This window comes from Mucilaginibacter flavus (assembly GCF_030409315.1).
In the GTDB taxonomy this organism is placed as follows: domain Bacteria; phylum Bacteroidota; class Bacteroidia; order Sphingobacteriales; family Sphingobacteriaceae; genus Mucilaginibacter; species Mucilaginibacter flavus.
This window is the reverse complement of the sequence record NZ_JAUFPS010000038.1, coordinates 146,406-164,008: the sequence shown is the minus strand read 5'-3', so window position 1 is coordinate 164,008 and position 17,603 is coordinate 146,406. Positions and strand designations below refer to the sequence as shown.

The window sequence follows — 17,603 nt, the reverse complement described above, 5'->3', positions numbered from 1 at the left end:
ACTGCGGTAAAACGTGGGAGAGTAGGTCGGTGCCAAATCTTATCGCAAAAGCCTTCATCTATCGATGAGGGCTTTTCGCGTTTTATACCCTTCATTCATCCCTTCACTGGCCAACGACTGCTATGGCAGGGAGCAGCGTTCTGCAAACGGTAAACTGACAACTGAATACTGTTAACTGCCTCTTCTCCTGCTAACTGCAAACCGCGAACTGCAAACTGGATACTGGCAACCGCTTCTTCTATATTCACCTTTATTTCGTCTCGAGCTCAACGTTCGGCTTAATTTCGGTGCTGTTTTTTTGTGTTTTTTATTTAAGTTATTGATTATTAGTTTATTATTTATTGGCCTGGTATTTAATACTTGGAGATGTATCAGAAGATGCTTTATCTCAATATTAAAAACCGAATCATGAACAATCAAGAAAAAAATGACATCAGCCGTCGTAGCTTCATCAGCTCGGCCGGGCTTTTAGTGGCCGGGGTGTACCTAATGCCCAAAACAGTGTTTGCGCAGACTCCAAGCCCGGTAGTCACCATTATTAATGCCGCCAAAACCGCGACAGTTAATGTAACTAAACTCCGTGGAAACATTAATGTATTGGATGGCTCAGGTGGTAATATTGCCGTTTTACAAGGGCCGGATGGCAAGTTGCTGGTTGATGGCGGCATAGGCGTATCTAAACAAAATGTTTTGGCTGCACTGAATTCTATCAGTAATGATCCTATCAAATACCTTGTCAACAGTCACTGGCATTTTGATCATACTTTTGGGAACCAGTGGTTACATGAAGCGGGAGCTACTATTATCGCACAGGAAAAAACACGAAAGCACCTGGCCGAAAAGACGAGGGTGGTCGACTGGAATTACACTTTTGATCCATTTACGGCTGATGCTTTACCAACTGTACTTTTTAAAACAGAACATACGCTTCATTTTAACGGGGAGAAAGTTTTGATAAAGAAGTATCCAAATTCACATACAGATAGCGACAGTTCGGTGTTTTTTCCTAATGCGAACATCCTGCACGTTGCCGATACTTTTTGGAATGGCTATTACCCATTCATTGATTACTCTACCGGGGGAAGTATTGATGGGATGATTGCAGCTGCGGAAATCAATATAAATAAGGCTACCAAAGAAACCATCATTATCCCGGGGCACGGCCCAATTGGTAATAAGCAACACCTAATAGAATTTCATGCAATGCTTGCCACCATACGCGACAAGGTTGCCGTGTTAAAGAAACAGGGCAAATCAATAAATGAGGTGATTGCAGAAAAACCTACAGCTGCTTACGATGCTAAATACGGAGGGTTTGTTATCGATGGTACATTTTTTACCAGGCTTGTGTATAAAGGGCTGTAACTACAGTTAATGTTATAAACGCCGGGAACAAAAGCCTCGTTATCAAAACAAAATGGTCCCAATTTCTGCTGAAATTGGGGCCGTTTTGTTTTGATTCAATTTTAACTATTCAATAACTATGGTGGCAATGGAATGTGCAGGTGCAGTTGTTTTAGCCGCTTTTCCTTTTATCCATAACAGGTAGTTTATATCAGCATCAGATTTATTCATCACTACTACGGCCATTTTGCCGTCGGTATTCATGTAAGCGGTGGTAAGCAGGTTGTTTCTGCTGGCCGAACTTACGATGCGTTTGGCACCGGGGTGAATAAATTTAGAGAAATGCCCAAGGTAGTAAAACGCGTTGGTGTAAATCAGCTTGTCGTTTTTAGTATCGTAATGAATAGGGGCCATACAAAAGTTGCCTACATGGTTAGGGCCGCCACGCTCGTCCAGTATGATATTCCAATCTGTCCAGGCTACGGTGCCGATGTTAAAATCGTTGATCATTGACTGACCGTATTTTTCGCCAAAGCTCCAGTCGGAAAACTTATTGACGTCAAAATCGGCGGCGCAACCTTCGGTAAGCATAAGAGGCTTATCGGGAAAAGTTTGGCTTACCAGTCATTCGTTTTCAAAATTCATGCCTGCACCAGCCGCGGCGATATCCTCATACCAATGATAGGCTACACCCCAAACATATTTAGCAGCTTCGGGATCTTCCAATACAGTGCTTACACGCTGATACATTAAATCGCGGTTATGATCCCAGATCAATAGCTTCCTATCACCATAGCCGGCCTGTTCAATGACGGACCTAAAAAGTTCTTGATAAAATCGCGCTCTTCTTCGGCGGTGTATATACATGATTCCCAGGTTTGGCTGGCCATTTCTTCATTTTGCACCGTGAGGCCCCAAATAGGGATGCCCTGCTTTTCGTAAGCATTTATGAATTTACCATAAACATTGGCCCAGGTTTGGGCGTACTCGGGTTTAAGTTTCCCGCCGTGTAATACATCGCCATTGGTTTTCATCCAGGCAGATGGGCTCCATGGAGAAGCAAATAAGGTTAGTTTGCCACCCGCTGCCGCTAAAACTTCTTTAATAAAAGGCACCCTATATTTCATATCATGGCTGATGTCAAAGTTTTTTAGGTTAACATCGCCATCTTTCAGGTAGCTGTAAGTGTCGCTCGAAAAATCGCAACTTTGAATATTGGTGCGCCCCAGGGTATAGTTAATACCTTTATCCTTATCGTAATAATCGGTAAGCACCTGTTGTTGCTTGTCCTTCGGCATTTTGTAAAATACCTCGGCAGATGCATCTGTTAATGCGCCGCCGATGCCCAACATGGTTTGAAAAGTTTTTGAGGGGTCAACAAAAATAGTAATATCCTTTTCAAGCGGTTGCGGGTAGGCTTTAAACTGTAAGGTTTCGGTTTGGGTTATGTTGTTACCGGTACTTTTGGCCGTAACGTATACCTTTGCTGTATTGTTATCTACAGAAAACGGCGTAGTGTTTTGCGCGAATGCCAGGTTTGCCGATAAGGCAAGCAATGCAAAAGCCAGTGGTTTAACAAAAAAATTACTTCTCATAATTTGGTTTAACTGGATTGGTTTAAGCAAGGATATTGTTGATCAACGTTAGCTCTTCCTTCGTGAAAGACGTATAATCCAAACATTTTATCGAGTCAGTTACCTGCTCGGGCTTGCTTACGCCTATCAATACCGATGTTACACGCTTATCTTTCAAAATCCAGGATAAAGCCATTTGTGCCAGGCTTTGACCACGCTTTATAGCCAATTCATTTAGTTTAGCTACTTTAGCTATGTTAGCATCGGTTATGGCATCTTCTTCAATTGCGCCGTTGCCACGGTGTGCCGCAGCCCTTGAGCCTTCGGGAATACCTTTTAAATATTTGTTGGTTAATAACCCTTGTGCCAGCGGAGAGAATGGAATACAACCCACACCTTCGTTACCAAGCACATCAAGCAAGCCGCCTTCAACCCACCTATCAAACATCGAGTATTTAGGTTGATGAATGAGGCATGGTGTACCCAAACGGTTTAAAATAGCCAGGGCCTTTTCTGTTTCCTGCGCGCTATAGCTGGAGATACCCACATAAAGTGCTTTACCCTGGCGTACCATCAAATCTAAGGTACCCATGGTTTCTTCCAGCGGTGTTTCAGGATCGGGGCGGTGATGATAAAAAATATCTACATAATCAAGTCCCATGCGTTTTAAGCTCTGATCAAGACTGGCCACCAGGTATTTTTTTGAACCCCAGTCGCCATAAGGGCCTTCCCACATTCCCCAGCCGGCTTTGCTTGATATTACCAGTTCATCGCGGTAACGCTTAAAATCATCTTTAAAAATATGCCCGAAAGTTTCTTCGGCCGAGCCTGCCGGTGGGCCATAATTGTTAGCCAGGTCAAAATGGGTGATGCCGCTATCAAAAGCCAATCGCATAATGTTGCGGGCGTTTTCGAGACTATCAATAGCGCCAAAGTTATGCCACATGCCCAGGGATACAGCGGGTAATTTTAAACCGCTATTGCCGCAACGGCGGTATTCCATGTTGCGGTAACGATTGGGGTTGGGTAAATACGTCATGTTGGTGAGGTAAATTATCTGTTGATTTATAATTAATGTTCAATCTGTAAAGGTGGTATATATACATCCTAAAATCCATTGAACTGGAACAAGAAATAAAGCGCCCGCAGCTATTTATTTGCAGCGATTAAATATACCCGGCTTATATTTGACAAATGTTTCAAAATATCAATAGCTACGCTGCGCGTTCGGTGAATTTAACCACAGATGAATCAGCCCGTTTTAATGAAATTTTGGAATTTCGCAAAGTGCCCAGGAAGACTAAACTTCTACAGGCAGGCGATATCTGCAATTTTGAAGCATATGTAAACAAGGGCTGCATCCGCGAATACATTGTTGATGAAAATGGGGCCGAAGTAACGCTGCAATTTGCGGTGGAGGATTGGTGGGTGAGCGATTTAGCCAGTTTTCAGGATCAAACCCCTTGCAATATGTACATAGAAACACTGGAAGATTGCGAGTTGCTTATTTTATCGCGCGATGCTAAAGAGCAACTGCTTACCGAAGTGCCTAAACTGGAACGCATGTTTAGGCTGATGCTGCAACGCCACCTTACCGTAGTACAAAACAGGCTTTTTAAAACCATATCAAACACAGCGATGGAAAAGTACCTGGAGTTTATAAAGCGCTATCCAAGCATTCCGCAGCGCGTGCCACAGCATTACATAGCATCGTACCTTGGCATCTCGCCCGAGTTTTTAAGCAAGCTGAGAACAAGGCACCTGAAAGCTAAAAGCTGATATTGTTTTTTTTTCTTCTGCGATTACAAAAACTATAAATATTTTTTGCTTTGGTTGTATCGTTAACCGGTACACTTTCGTATGGCTTATAGTGAATAGTGTAAAGAATACATTAATTGATTATTGAAATTATTTAATATGGCATTTGTATTATAAAAATGAGTGTTTAATGCTTTGTTTTTTGTGATATTGTTAAGAAATTAGACATAAATTTAACTTTTTGAAAAAGATATATTTTGATAACATACAATATATCTAAGGATAATTAGTTTTATCGTTTAATAGCCTTACACATTTTAATACAAAACCTACCCGTGAAAAAACACTTTTTAGCCCTTACCCTTTTCGTTTTTATCATAAACCATGTTTATTCACAAACCATTTCTGTGGGGAGTTACGCGGAAGATATTGCCCGCAGAAATCAAATTTCGGGTACAAGCGATGATCCTTTTTCGTTTAGTATACGCCCCGTAAATAGCCAGTGGAACAATACCGCTGCCGATTCTGCGTTACTTAAACTTATTGCAAGTAAGCCTTATGCAAAATTTAACTTTATGGGCATACCATCCGGCATACAGGTATTGCCATTAAACTGGCTTAATGAATATAATGTGAAACGACCATATGGCTATAATAATGGTTCATTGTATCCTGACAAAGGTTATCAAACGATGCTAAGCGGAGGCTTTTTATTAACGGCCGGTATTCTTAAAATACAACTTAAGCCCGAGTTAGTTTATGCCGAAAACAAGCCCTTTAATACGTTTGCCGATGTGCAGGCAAATAACAATAACCAGCAACTTTTAGGCGCTTATTTTGGTACTGTTAACGGTATTGATGCGCCGGAAAGATTCGGCAACAAATCAATTACTCATCTTTATCCGGGGCAATCAAAAATTACGCTCAATTACAAAAGCATTGAAGCGGGAGTTTCGACAGAAAACTTGTGGTGGGGACCGGGGATAAAAAACTCCATTATGATGAGTAATTCGGCTCCGGGTTTTTTCCATTGGACTTTTAACTCCTCAAAACCTGTAAAAACAATTATAGGCTCTTTTGAATGGCAAATTATAGGCGGCAACCTTAAACAATCGGGCTACCCGCCCGATGACTTTAGCAAGCTTACTTACGCGGGTAATTTATATAGCCCCAAGCCTGCTACATCCCGTTATATATCGGCATATACTGTTAACTGGCAGCCTAAGTGGTTAAAAGGGTTCTACCTCGGGGTTTCAAGCTATGATTATTTGGATAAAGATTCTACCTATCATAGCAAAAGCATCTTCCGTAAGGTAATTCCGGTTATTACAGGCTCGTCTGTTAAAGCCAACGATATTAACAACGGCCACAATGGCGACGGACAGGATTTTGCATATGCCTTTAATATCAGGCAGCTTTTGCCCTTATACAAAGCCGAGATTTACTTTGAATGGGCCCGGAATGACCGGTGGGGCAATATCAACGATCTGATAGAGGAACCCGAACATTCGGCAGCATATACTTTTGGCGGCCGTAAATTGTTTGAATTAAGTAAAGGTGGGTTTATACAACTAAAATCAGAAATAACTCAGTTAGCGCGCTCAAATACCTATGTTGTTAGAGATGAACCCTCATGGTATGCACATTTACTTAGCCCAAGAGATGGTTATACAAATGAGGGGAGATATATAGGTGCAGGGATAGGGCCGGGTAGCAGTAGTTTTATATTAGATTTAAGCTATTTAAAAGATTACCATGCTTATGGTTTTACCTTTGAAAGGCAGTTACATAATAATGATTTGTACTATTCTGCCTTTGCCGGTACAGGAAATTTTAATACCCATTGGGTTGATTTATCGGGCACTTTTTATACAAATATCAGGTTTAAAAACTATTTGCTTTCGGCAGATGTTACGCCTGTATATTCCCTGAATTATGAATATAGAAACGGTTCGAGTTATAACTTACACGCCAGGATTAACTTTACTTATTATTTTAACTAATGGATCAGCATAAACATTTTTGAATAAGCTATTTGATGGATAATAGTGTTTAAGATTAAATTAAAAAAAACGGTAATTACCCTAAAAAGTGGGAAATTGGTTTACTTTTGCAGAAAATACTATCCCTTGTCAAAGTGTTATTTTTTAAGCTTAAGATAGCTTTTACTTATGAATAAATTTAAACTTTTAATATTTTTTATTGTTTTCCTTTTCTCTTTTGGTATTGTTAACAATAGTACAGCCCAAACCAGTTTACAAAACATATCGTCTGTTAATGTTGATGACCTCTCAGATCAGCAAATTACCCAATTGATTCAACAGGCTCAAAAGGCAGGGCTTGGTGATGCAGATTTATTGCAGCAGGCGCAAGCCAGGGGCATGTCTGCATCGCAGGTTCAAAAACTACAATCCAGGATTAAGAATGTAAGAGCAAACAATGCAAGTGTTGCTCAAAACGGAGCGGATACCTCTGCTTCAACGGGCAGGCAACTTAATTACAAACCTGATACTAACAATACAACTTCTGCAGCCACTAATGATTTATTTGAAGGTTTAAAACCCAAAATTTTTGGAGCCGATATTTTCAAAAATAAAAACAGTTCATTTGAGCCTAATCTTAAGCTGGCTACGCCGCTGAATTACATACTTGGCCCCAATGATCAACTTAATATAGCCGTTTACGGTAGCTCGCTGGTAAACTGGAAACTTGAAGTATCTCCCGAGGGCAATATCAATATTCCGGGCGTTGGCGTTTTAAACGTAGGTAGTAAAACTATTGAGCAAGCTACAGCACTTATAAAAAGTAAGCTTGCCGCCAATAATTACGCGGTTGGCCGTGGTACAACGGTACAAGTTACTTTAGGCAATATTCGTAGCATTCAGGTAATTATTATAGGGCAGGTAGCAAAGCCTGGTACCTATACACTGCCATCATTAGCTACGGTTTTTAACGCTTTATACACAGCCGGCGGACCTAATGATAATGGTAGTTTAAGACAGATAGAAATTATCAGGAACAACCGGATTATAAGGCACCTTGATGTGTATGATTTTTTGTTAAAAGGCGATCAGAAAAACAACATTACCCTGCAGGATCAGGATATTGTGCGCGTGCCAACCTACAGAACAAGGGTTGAGCTTGTTGGCGAAGTTAAAATACCGGCCTTATTTGAGGTTTTACCGGGCGAAACACTTGATAATATTATTGGGTACGCCGGTGGCTTTACCGATAGCGCTTACACTGCCCGCATAAAGGTTTCGCAAATAAGCGATCAGCAAAGAAAGATAACCGATGTGGTGGAGGCCGATTATAAAAACTATATTCCCCTAAGAGGCGATAAATACACTATAGAATCTATTTTATCCCGTTTTGAAAACAGGGTAGTTATAAGGGGGGCGGTTTTTAAACCCGGCGATTATGAATTACAAAATGGATTAACATTATTGCAATTGATTGATAAGGCTGCAGGGTTGAAAGAAGACGCCTTTACAGAGCGTGGAACAATTACCCGCTTAAAGCCAGATAATACAACCGAAATAATAGGGTTTAATGTTAAGGACGTAATCAATAAAACGGTAAACATTCCGCTTCAGCGCGAAGATATTGTAAACATTTCATCAATATTCGATTTACGTGACAAGTACGTTGTCACCATCAACGGCAATGTAAGAAAGCCGGGCAAGTTTGCTTTTTCTGAAGGTATGAAGGTAGAAGACCTTATTTTAAAGGCAGGCGGCTTTGCCGAAGGAGCCAGCACCAACCGTATTGAGGTTGCCCGCCGCATAGCCGATGCCGATCCTAATTCAAAAAGCAGTTCAGTTGCCCAGGTTTTTACTGTAAACATTGATGGCCAGTTAAAACCCGCTGAGGCAAATTTTGTATTAACGCCTTTTGATATTGTATCGGTATATAGCTTACCTGGTTACGAAAAACAAAAAACAGTAAAAGTTGAAGGCGAAGTATTATATCCGGGCTCATATACCATCAAAAGTAAAAATGAGAAAGTATCAGATCTGATAGCCCGCGCGGGTGGTTTAACAGCATCTGCCGATGTGGAAGGTGGCTCACTGAAACGTGAAAACATAGCCATATTAGGCATTGATAAAAATAAAGCCGATACAACTGCATTAGCCCAGGAACGCTTATTACAAACCAACAGGTTAAAACGCTCTTATAAAGATTCAACCAATACCGATGATAATCAACAGCGTAATAACTATGTAGGTATCGAGCTTGATAAAATCCTCAAAACCCCCGGTTCAAAAGGCGATTTGCTTTTAGAAGATGGCGATATTTTGAGAGTACCAAAACAGCAACAGGTAGTAAGAGTTAACGGGCGGGTATTGTACCCCAGTGCCGTAGTTTATGATGGCTCAAAATCATTTAATGATTTTATTTCAAACGCCGGGGGGTATGCGCCAGGAGCTTTAAGAAGAGGCGCCTATGTTGTTTACCCCAACGGAACGGTAAAGGGAACCCGTAAGTTTTTGTTTTTTAACAGCCATCCGGAGGTAAAACCTGGTAGTGAAATATACGTGCCCACAAAGCCGGAAAGTAAAGGAAATACAGGCCAGCAAATATTGGGTTACACTACGGGTTTAGCATCATTAGGAGCTATTATTTTGGGTATTTTAAGTTTAAAGAAATAGATTTATTATTAGCTACATCGATGACTAACATTAATGATGAAAATAGGTATCTCCAAACTGATGCTATAACTTTAGATCGTATCGTTGTTAAGATTCGTTCCATCTTAAAATATATCAAAAGCAAATGGTTAATTATAGTATGCTTTTCAATTTTGGGTGGATGTATTGGCCTTGTCTATTCCATATTCAGAAAACCTATTTATACCGCAACATGTACTTTTGTTTTAGAGGACGGTAATTCTGGTGGTGGGCTTGGGCAATATGCCGGTTTAGCTTCACTTGCTGGTATTGATGTTGGCGGTGACAGTGGCGGCGGCGGTATTTTTCATGGAGATAATATTCTTGAGTTATATAAGTCACGTTTAATGATAGAAAAAGCATTATTAAGTAATGCTAATTTTAACGGTAAAAATGACCTGCTAATTAATAGGTATATAGATTTTAACCACCTTAGATTAAAATGGAAAAAGAACCCGGAACTTGATGGTATTACCTTTAATGGCGATGCCGATAAATTTAATCGCCATCAGGATAGTATCATAACAGACATAGTCGATAACTTTAACAAGCATGTTTTAGTTGTTTTCAGGCTCGATAAAAAACTTGCGGTAATAAAAGTTCAAACGGTATCAACTGATGAGTTATTTTCAAAACTGTTTACTGATAAACTGGTAGAAACGGTAAATGATTTTTATGTATTAACTAAAACAAAAAAGGGAACCAGGAATGTTAACATTTTGCAAAAACAGGCAGATAGTGTAAGAATGCAACTAAATAATTCCATATCAGGGGTTGCTGCTGCTGTTGATGCTTCGCCAAACGCTAATCCTTTATTGGTTGCTCTTAAGGTACCATCGCAAAAAAGGCAGGTTGATGTGCAGGCTAACACTGCTATCTACAGCGAAATTGTAAAAAATCTGGAAGTATCAAAACTTTCATTAATACAGGAAACGCCAATAATACAGGTGATAGATAGACCTGTGTTTCCGTTAGAAGTAGATAAATTAACAAAGATAAAAGGCATTCTTTTTGGAATATTTATAAGCTGTTTTTTAATTACTTTGATATTTACGTTAAAAAAAATTATTTCAAAAGAAAATTAAGTGTCTTAAAATAGGCATTGCTCTTATTTCATATTGGGCTACGCCATTGAAAATGGAACTATATAAACCTTATCTGGCTGATAATAAATTATCCAGCTCAAAAAAATCCAACAATTATATTGTGTTTTATGATGCAGCCGACGTGGAAAGTGCTATTTAATAAATTTAAATTAATAAAATGAAAGTTGTATTGCTTGCAGGTGGTTTAGGTACCCGCCTTTCAGAAGAAACAGGAGTGAAACCTAAGCCGATGGTTGAAATTGGTGGTATGCCAATATTATGGCATATCATGAAAATTTATTCGGCGCATGGATTCAATGATTTTGTGGTTTGTCTTGGCTACAAGGGCTATATTATAAAAGAATTTTTTTCTAATTATTTTTTACATAAATCTGATGTCACTATTGATTTAAAGAATAATTCCGTAGAAGTGCATGATTCACAGGCAGAACCATGGAAAATAACCTTGGTGGATACCGGGAATAATTCGATGACAGGGGGGCGTATAAAACGTATACAACCGCATGTTCAAAACGAGCCTTTTATGTTAACTTATGGTGATGGTGTTAGCGATATCAATATAAAGGATTTAGTAGAATATCATAAAGGGCATGGTAAATTGTGCACGGTAACATCGGTACAACCATCGGGCCGTTTTGGTGCTCTTGATATTACGTCAGATATGTTTGTAAAATCATTTTTAGAAAAGCCAAAAGGTGATGGTTCATGGATTAACGGAGGATACTTTGTTTGTCAGCCGGATATATTTGATTATATAAAAGAGGGTGATGGTACCGTGTGGGAACAGAAACCCATGGAACAGATTGCTAACGACGGCGAGATGATGGCTTTTAAACACGATGGTTTTTGGCGCCCGATGGATACACTTAAAGATAAGCACGATTTAAATAACATGTGGGAAAGTGGTAACGCGCCCTGGAAAACCTGGTAGTGATGTTTAATTATTTAAAAGAAATATATAACGGTAAAAAAGTATTTGTAACAGGACATACCGGTTTTAAGGGTGCCTGGTTGCTAAAAGTTTTGAATTTACTTGGCGCCGAAGTAATGGGTTACGCGCTTGCGCCCCAAAATGAGCATGATTTATATTATACGTTGAACGGCGACACACTGTGCGAATCTGTTATTGCTGATCTTAGAAATAGGGATGAATTAAAAAAGGCGGTTTTAGGCTTTAACCCCGATTTTATTTTTCATTTGGCTGCACAGCCGCTTGTTAGATTATCGTACCAAATACCGGCCGAAACATTTGAAGTAAACGCAATAGGAACAGCCAATTTGTTAGATGCGCTTGCCGAATTAAACAAACCATGTAGTGCCGTTTTAATTACTACCGATAAGGTTTATCATAATAATGAGTGGGATTATCCGTATCGTGAAAACGATCGTTTGGGAGGGTATGATCCATATAGTGCAAGTAAAGCTTGTGCCGAATTAGTTATCGACTCTTATCGTAATTCATTTTTTAATATAAGCTCATATCATCGACACCAAAAAGCAATAGCCGTGGGCAGAGCCGGTAACGTAATTGGCGGCGGCGACTGGGCTAAAGATAGGCTGATACCAGATGTTATCCGTGCCCTATCTGCCGATAAACCCGTTGAAATCAGAAACCCGGATGCCGTGAGGCCGTGGCAACACGTTTTGGAACCATTAGGGGGGTACCTGTTACTTGGTGCTAAACTTGCAGCACAGCCTGAATTATTTTCGCAGGCTTATAACTTTGGCCCCGATGTAAATGATGTGCTATCGGTACATGAAATGACTGTTATGGCAACCAAAGCCTGGGGGAATGGTAGTTTTGAAGTGAAAAAAAATGCAAATCAACCTCATGAAGCCGGGTTGCTTAAACTTGATATTAGCAAAGCGCGTGCGCAGTTAAATTGGGTACCCCAATTGGATGCCACAAGAGCTGTTGAGTTTACCATTGCCTGGTACAAGAAATTTCATGAAAACAGCGACGTAGCTAAATACACGGAAGAACAAATATTAAACTACTTTGATGTATAAAATTTTAATTACAGGCATTACTGGATTTTTAGGGGCTGCTGTAGCTGAGAAGCTTATTGAAGGCAACTTTGAAATAGTTGCCATAAAAAGGAGTAAGTCGAATTTGTGGCGCTGTGAAAGCTTTGTTGATAAAATTAGTTGGATTGATATTGACAGCAAAGACTGGAAAAACCAGGTGTTAGCGTCTGGCGTTTCCGTTTTTTTTCATTCTGCCTGGGCCGGAGTAAGCGCTGGCAACCGGGACAATTGGCATGAGCAGGAAGAAAACTTAAATTTTACTATTGAACTGCTTGAGCTTGCCCGGGAACTGAAAATTAAAAAGTTTATTAGTTTAGGTTCGCAGGCCGAGTACGGACAATTTAATGTTAGAATAAACGAGACCCATCCCATAAGCCCTACTTCGGCTTATGGCCTGTATAAAACATTGGTGCAGCAAACAATCAAATATTTCGCTGAAAAGTATAAGTTTGATTGGTATTGGTTAAGGATATTTCCGGTTTTTGGCGAAAAGGAAGATCTTAATTGGTTTATACCAACGGTATTAAATAACCTGTACCAAAACAAACCCATGGATATGACTGCAGGGGAGCAACAATACGCTTACATGTATGTCAAAGATTTGGCCACTGTTGTTTATAAAGTAGTAATAACACAGGCTCAATCAGGTTCATACAACCTTTCGTCGGCCCAAAATTACTCCCTCCGCACAGTAGTTGACAAGTTGATTTCTCTAACTAAAATAGAAAATAATAAAATTAACTACGGAGCTTTGCCTTACCGGGAAAATCAATCGATGCTTATAGCGGGCGATACAAAATTGTTAAGCGATCAGATAGGGCATATCGATGAAACTGATTTTGATGAGGCATTGGCAAATGTGGTTGAGTATTTTTATTTAAATAATGTTACAAAGTAATATGATATCATCAGAAGATTTTGCCAAACAGATACGGATTCAGGTATTAGAAATGGTACATAAAGCTAACGCATCACATGTAGGTGGTGCGTTATCAATGGCGGATATTCTTGCAGTACTTTATGATGGGGTACTCAATATAGATCCTTTAGATGTAAAAAACGAGCAAAGAGACAGGTTTTTACTTTCAAAAGGGCATGCCTGTACGGGGTTATACGCGGCATTGGCATTGAAAAATTTTTTCCCGTTAAAAGATCTGGAACAGTATGCAGCAGATGGTAGTAAATATTTATCTCATACAAGTCATATGGTGCCCGGTGTTGAAATATCGGCAGGAAGTTTGGGGCACGCGTTGCCTGTCGCTGTAGGAGTAGCCCTTGCCGGGAAACGAAAAAACGCAACCTGGAAAGTGATTTGCTTGGTAAGTGATGGTGAGTTAAATGAAGGCTCAAATTGGGAGGCAATACTATTTTCGCCACAGCAAAAGTTGGATAATCTCATTTTAATTGTTGATTACAATAAGATACAAAGTTTAGGCTTTGTAAAGGATGTGATTGATCTGGAGCCTTTTAAATCAAAATTTGAATCATTTAACTGGGATGTTTTTGAAATTGACGGCCACAATCATACCCAAATTAATGATGCATTGTTGAAATGTAATCAAAAAAATAATAAGCCTAAAGTTATTATAGCCAATACAGTAAAAGGGAAGGGTGTTGATTTTATGGAAAATCAAATTCTTTGGCACTATAGGGCTCCTAATGCCGATCAGCTTAAAACTGCAATTCAAAACCTTAACAACTAACATGAGAACCGCGTTCATAGAGCAATTGATAGAAGAGGCAAAAGTTAACGATAAAGTTTTTTTGCTGGTTGCAGATTTGGGCTTCTCCGTAATTGAGCCCTTTGCCGAATTGTTTCCGGATAGGTATCTAAATGTAGGTATTGCCGAACAAAATATGGCTGGTATAGCTGCCGGCCTTGCAATGGAAGGATATTGCGTTTACATTTATTCAATAGGCAATTTCCCAACTTTACGGTGTATGGAACAAATACGTTATGATATTTGCTACCATAACCTAAATGTTAAAATAGTAGCTGTAGGTGGTGGTTATGCATACGGTTCTTTAGGCCCATCCCATCATGCTACAGAAGAATTTGGCATGTTGCGCACAATACCTAATATGGTTATTTGCGCGCCCGGCGATCCGCGGGAAGCAAGGTTATTAACCACTTTTGCCACCAAGCATAACGGACCATGTTATTTAAGATTAGGCAAAGCGGGCGAGCCACTTGTTCACAAATCTGAAATTACAGAACCACTTTTGTTAGGCAATATTTTAAAAGTTGCCAATGGTTCAGAGTGCGCTGTTTTTTCAACAGGGGCTATGCTAAAATACGTTACAGATTTTGTGAATGATAATAAACTTGATGCATCGGTTTACAGCTTTCCATTTATTAAGCCTATCGATGTGCAATTTTTGTTACCCCTGTTTAAAAAGTATAAGAAGATTATAACAATAGAAGAGCACCAGGCAAGCGGTGGTTTTGGTTCGGCTATTTTAGAGTATGCTAATGAGATGCTTAATGATGCTCAAATTGAACAAATTCCATTTATAAAAAGAATAGCGATAAAAGATAAGTTTTATTCTACTTCCGGCTCGCAGCAATACCTGCGAAACTTGGCGGGCCTTACACTTGATGTAGCCGATTTTAACGTATAACTAATAACTAAATCGGTAAAAAAGTCTATTACTATCCATTAATTATTGTAAACCGGTACTAATCAGGGTAAGCGCATAAAATGTTGGAATTGCTTAAAATTAGATATCTACAAAAAACACAAAGGTGCTTAAAAAAGGAAAAAAGGTATTAGCTACTGTAGGTATTGATGGGGCTATTGCCTTTACAATACTAACACGCGTAATACAAGCTGCTGGTGGGGTAGGCTCTATTTTTGTGATAGCCAAGTTTTTAACCCCTAACGAGCAGGGGTATTATTATACTTTTGCAAGTATATTGGCGATACAGGTTTTTTTTGAATTAGGTTTAAGTGGCATAATTACGCAATATACTGCTTACGAGTTTGCACATTTAAAATGGGAAAACGGGCAGCTAACCGGTCCAGGGTATTACCAGTCCAGGTTATCATCATTGTTAAGATTCTGCGTTAAATGGTTTGGCATTGTTGCCATTTTTCTGTGCTTTGTTTTAACAGCATTGGGTTACTATTTTTTCAAAACCTATAACCAGGGTGTGGTTGTTAATTGGCAAAATCCGTGGCTACTGTTATGTATCAGTACATCCTTAAATTTGTTTATTGACCCGCTGCTTGCGTTTTTTGATGGATTGGGTGAAGTAAAAGACATGTCGAAAGTAAGATTGATTCAAAAAATCACAAATGTGCTTTTGTTGTTTTTGTTTTTCTTTCTTGGGTTTAAACTTTACTCAAGCGCAATAGCGTCGCTGGTATCCATAAGCATCAATTACGTACAAATTGTATTTTCCAAAAGAATAACTTTTTTAAAAGCCATATGGCTTGCAAAAGGTGCCGATGTTATCAATTACTATCGCGAGATATTTCCATTTCAATGGAAAATAGCCTTGAGCTGGATGAGTGGATATTTTATGTTTCAGCTATTTAACCCTGTTTTGTTTGCATCAGAAGGCGCGGTGGTTGCCGGACAAATGGGCCTTACGCTTCAGGCATTAAACGGAATAACTGCTATTTGTGCCAGCTGGATAGCTACTAAAATACCGCTATTCTCGGCTTATATTGCACAAAAAGATTACACTACACTTGATGAACTTTTTAACAAAACATTATCATCAATGAAAAAAGTATGCATCTTACTACTGGGCATTTTCAACGTAGGGGTGTTGCTGCTCAATTATTTTAATATTTCTTACGCTCATAGGTTTTTACCTCTGCTACCAACAATTATTCTTTCAGTAACTTGCTTTGTTACACAAATTACCTATGCCTGGGCAACATATTTACGGTGCCATAAAAAAGAACCTTTTCTGCTGCAATCAATTGTAATGGCGGTGTTATGTAGTATATCTATTTTTATTACAAGCAAGGTTTTTGGGCTTATGGGTATAGTAATTGGTTATGCATTTTTAATCACTGTTGTAAGCTTAGTATGGTCTTTTTACTTGTTTGATAATAAAAAAAGTGAGTGGCACAAAATTTCTGTTTAATATGAAGCTTACAATTGCAATACCTACCTACAACAGGCCAGATAAGGTTTTAAATACTGTAAAAACACTTTTGTCGCTAATAAATGATGAAACGTGCATCCTGGTTTTGGATAACTGTTCAGACGTTGTTATAAAAGATTACATTTATGAAAATGTAGATGTGCCCAATACCGGCCAACTAAGAGTTCAGCGTAATTTTATTAATCTTGGAGCCGATGGGAATTTTATGCGGTGTTTTGAGTATTGCAAAACACCTTACATATGGATTTTAGCAGATGATGGCATAGTTGAACCCGAAGCCATCGAACGGATCTTTTTAGAACTTGAGAATAACGCAGGAGACGATGTGGTTGGTTTTAACTTTGGATCAAATTACACAAGCCGAACAGAAACAACGGTGGCAGTTGGTATGGGCGATTTTTTATCTAAAATAGATAATTTTGAGAACTTTTTATTCCTGTCAACTTCGGTATATAAGTGTGATGAGTACATAAAAAACATACGCTATGGATATTGGGGCGCTTACACCATGGCTTCTCAAAATATTCCATGTTTAGTAGGGTTAAGCAACGGAAAAAAGTTAATTATCTCAAAGTATAAAATTGTAATTAACATACTTGACGATAGAACAGAAAAATGGCCTGATGCACAACAGGCTTTAGGACTTAGCGCTTTATTAGAAGCGCCACTTAACTTAACCGGATTGGAATATGAAAAATTTGGCAAGTTTTTATTTGCAAGTATAGAAACGTTTCCGCGGATACTGTGCGATATTATACTTGGAGTTAAATTTAACGTTGATAAGATAGACGATTATCACATATATCTATATAAAAAAATATACAAAACAAGTTTTCAGTTTAGACGTAATAAGCCAAAACAATACCTTGCTTATAAGGCCTGTTATTTACTATTGGTGTGTAAGCCTCTGCTTAAGTTAGTTTTGAAGTCAGAAGCCATCAGAAAATCCGTTTTAACCTCAAGTAAGTTCAATATTTTTGTTAGATAGTTATGCTGCTCA

15 protein-coding genes and 1 pseudogene are annotated in these 17,603 nt (G+C 39.0%); 12 read left to right on the top strand and 4 right to left on the bottom strand.

Features of this window, described 5'->3' with window-relative positions:
• Positions 1-408: 408 nt before the first annotated feature.
• A complete protein-coding gene (locus QWZ17_RS18345; protein ID WP_290306747.1) occupies positions 409-1,365 on the top strand; it encodes an MBL fold metallo-hydrolase in 957 nt (318 codons plus the stop codon).
• A 105-nt stretch (positions 1,366-1,470) separates the two neighbouring features.
• On the opposite strand, the gene QWZ17_RS18340 is transcribed toward QWZ17_RS18345, so the two are convergent.
• The 4 genes and pseudogenes from QWZ17_RS18340 to mgrA form a co-directional block, all read right to left on the bottom strand.
• Positions 1,471-1,608: a glycoside hydrolase family 30 beta sandwich domain-containing protein gene (locus tag QWZ17_RS18340; protein WP_290306748.1), complete on the bottom strand. Its 138-nt coding sequence runs from the start codon at positions 1,606-1,608 to the stop codon at positions 1,471-1,473.
• A 123-nt stretch (positions 1,609-1,731) separates the two neighbouring features.
• A pseudogene (locus QWZ17_RS18335) lies at positions 1,732-2,094 on the bottom strand (glycosyl hydrolase); the annotation flags it as partial.
• Positions 2,095-2,117: 23 nt separating this feature from the next.
• Positions 2,118-2,939 (bottom strand): glycoside hydrolase family 30 protein, encoded by an 822-nt coding sequence (locus tag QWZ17_RS18330; protein WP_290306746.1) that lies wholly within the window; start codon positions 2,937-2,939, stop codon positions 2,118-2,120.
• Positions 2,940-2,961: 22 nt separating this feature from the next.
• A complete protein-coding gene (mgrA, locus tag QWZ17_RS18325; RefSeq protein ID WP_290306745.1) occupies positions 2,962-3,957 on the bottom strand; it encodes an L-glyceraldehyde 3-phosphate reductase in 996 nt (331 codons plus the stop codon).
• Between the two features lie 155 nt (positions 3,958-4,112).
• Here mgrA and QWZ17_RS18320 point away from each other — a divergent pair, with 155 nt between their 5' ends.
• From QWZ17_RS18320 to QWZ17_RS18270, 11 genes are all read left to right on the top strand, one after another.
• Positions 4,113-4,697, top strand: a complete 585-nt coding sequence (locus QWZ17_RS18320) for a Crp/Fnr family transcriptional regulator (RefSeq protein ID WP_290306744.1) — start codon at positions 4,113-4,115, stop codon at positions 4,695-4,697.
• A 314-nt stretch (positions 4,698-5,011) separates the two neighbouring features.
• Entirely contained in the window at positions 5,012-6,679 is a 1,668-nt protein-coding gene (locus QWZ17_RS18315) for a capsule assembly Wzi family protein (RefSeq protein WP_290306743.1), read from the top strand.
• A gap of 168 nt (positions 6,680-6,847) precedes the next feature.
• Complete coding sequence (locus tag QWZ17_RS18310) at positions 6,848-9,328, top strand: SLBB domain-containing protein (protein ID WP_290306742.1); 2,481 nt, start codon at positions 6,848-6,850, stop codon at positions 9,326-9,328.
• A gap of 20 nt (positions 9,329-9,348) precedes the next feature.
• Positions 9,349-10,431 (top strand): Wzz/FepE/Etk N-terminal domain-containing protein, encoded by a 1,083-nt coding sequence (locus QWZ17_RS18305; protein ID WP_290306741.1) that lies wholly within the window; start codon positions 9,349-9,351, stop codon positions 10,429-10,431.
• A 178-nt stretch (positions 10,432-10,609) separates the two neighbouring features.
• Positions 10,610-11,383 (top strand): glucose-1-phosphate cytidylyltransferase, encoded by a 774-nt coding sequence (rfbF, locus tag QWZ17_RS18300; protein WP_290306740.1) that lies wholly within the window; start codon positions 10,610-10,612, stop codon positions 11,381-11,383.
• A gap of 2 nt (positions 11,384-11,385) precedes the next feature.
• The gene (rfbG, locus tag QWZ17_RS18295) at positions 11,386-12,462 is read left to right on the top strand and encodes a CDP-glucose 4,6-dehydratase (protein ID WP_290306739.1); all 1,077 of its coding nucleotides are present in this window, start codon (positions 11,386-11,388) and stop codon (positions 12,460-12,462) included.
• Complete coding sequence (locus QWZ17_RS18290) at positions 12,455-13,378, top strand: NAD-dependent epimerase/dehydratase family protein (RefSeq protein ID WP_290306738.1); 924 nt, start codon at positions 12,455-12,457, stop codon at positions 13,376-13,378. Before rfbG ends, QWZ17_RS18290 begins: the two co-directional genes overlap by 8 nt.
• A complete protein-coding gene (locus tag QWZ17_RS18285) occupies positions 13,365-14,183 on the top strand; it encodes a transketolase (protein ID WP_290306737.1) in 819 nt (272 codons plus the stop codon). The genes QWZ17_RS18290 and QWZ17_RS18285 overlap by 14 nt, the downstream gene beginning before the upstream one ends.
• Before the next feature lies 1 nt (position 14,184).
• On the top strand, positions 14,185-15,102 hold the full coding sequence (locus QWZ17_RS18280) for a transketolase family protein (protein ID WP_290306736.1): 918 nt from the start codon (positions 14,185-14,187) through the stop codon (positions 15,100-15,102).
• A 124-nt stretch (positions 15,103-15,226) separates the two neighbouring features.
• Positions 15,227-16,582 carry a polysaccharide biosynthesis protein gene (locus QWZ17_RS18275; RefSeq protein WP_290306735.1) on the top strand — a complete coding sequence of 452 codons (1,356 nt, stop codon included), beginning with the start codon at positions 15,227-15,229 and terminating at the stop codon, positions 16,580-16,582.
• Position 16,583: 1 nt separating this feature from the next.
• Positions 16,584-17,591, top strand: a complete 1,008-nt coding sequence (locus QWZ17_RS18270) for a glycosyltransferase family 2 protein (protein WP_290306734.1) — start codon at positions 16,584-16,586, stop codon at positions 17,589-17,591.
• Positions 17,592-17,603: the final 12 nt, after the last annotated feature.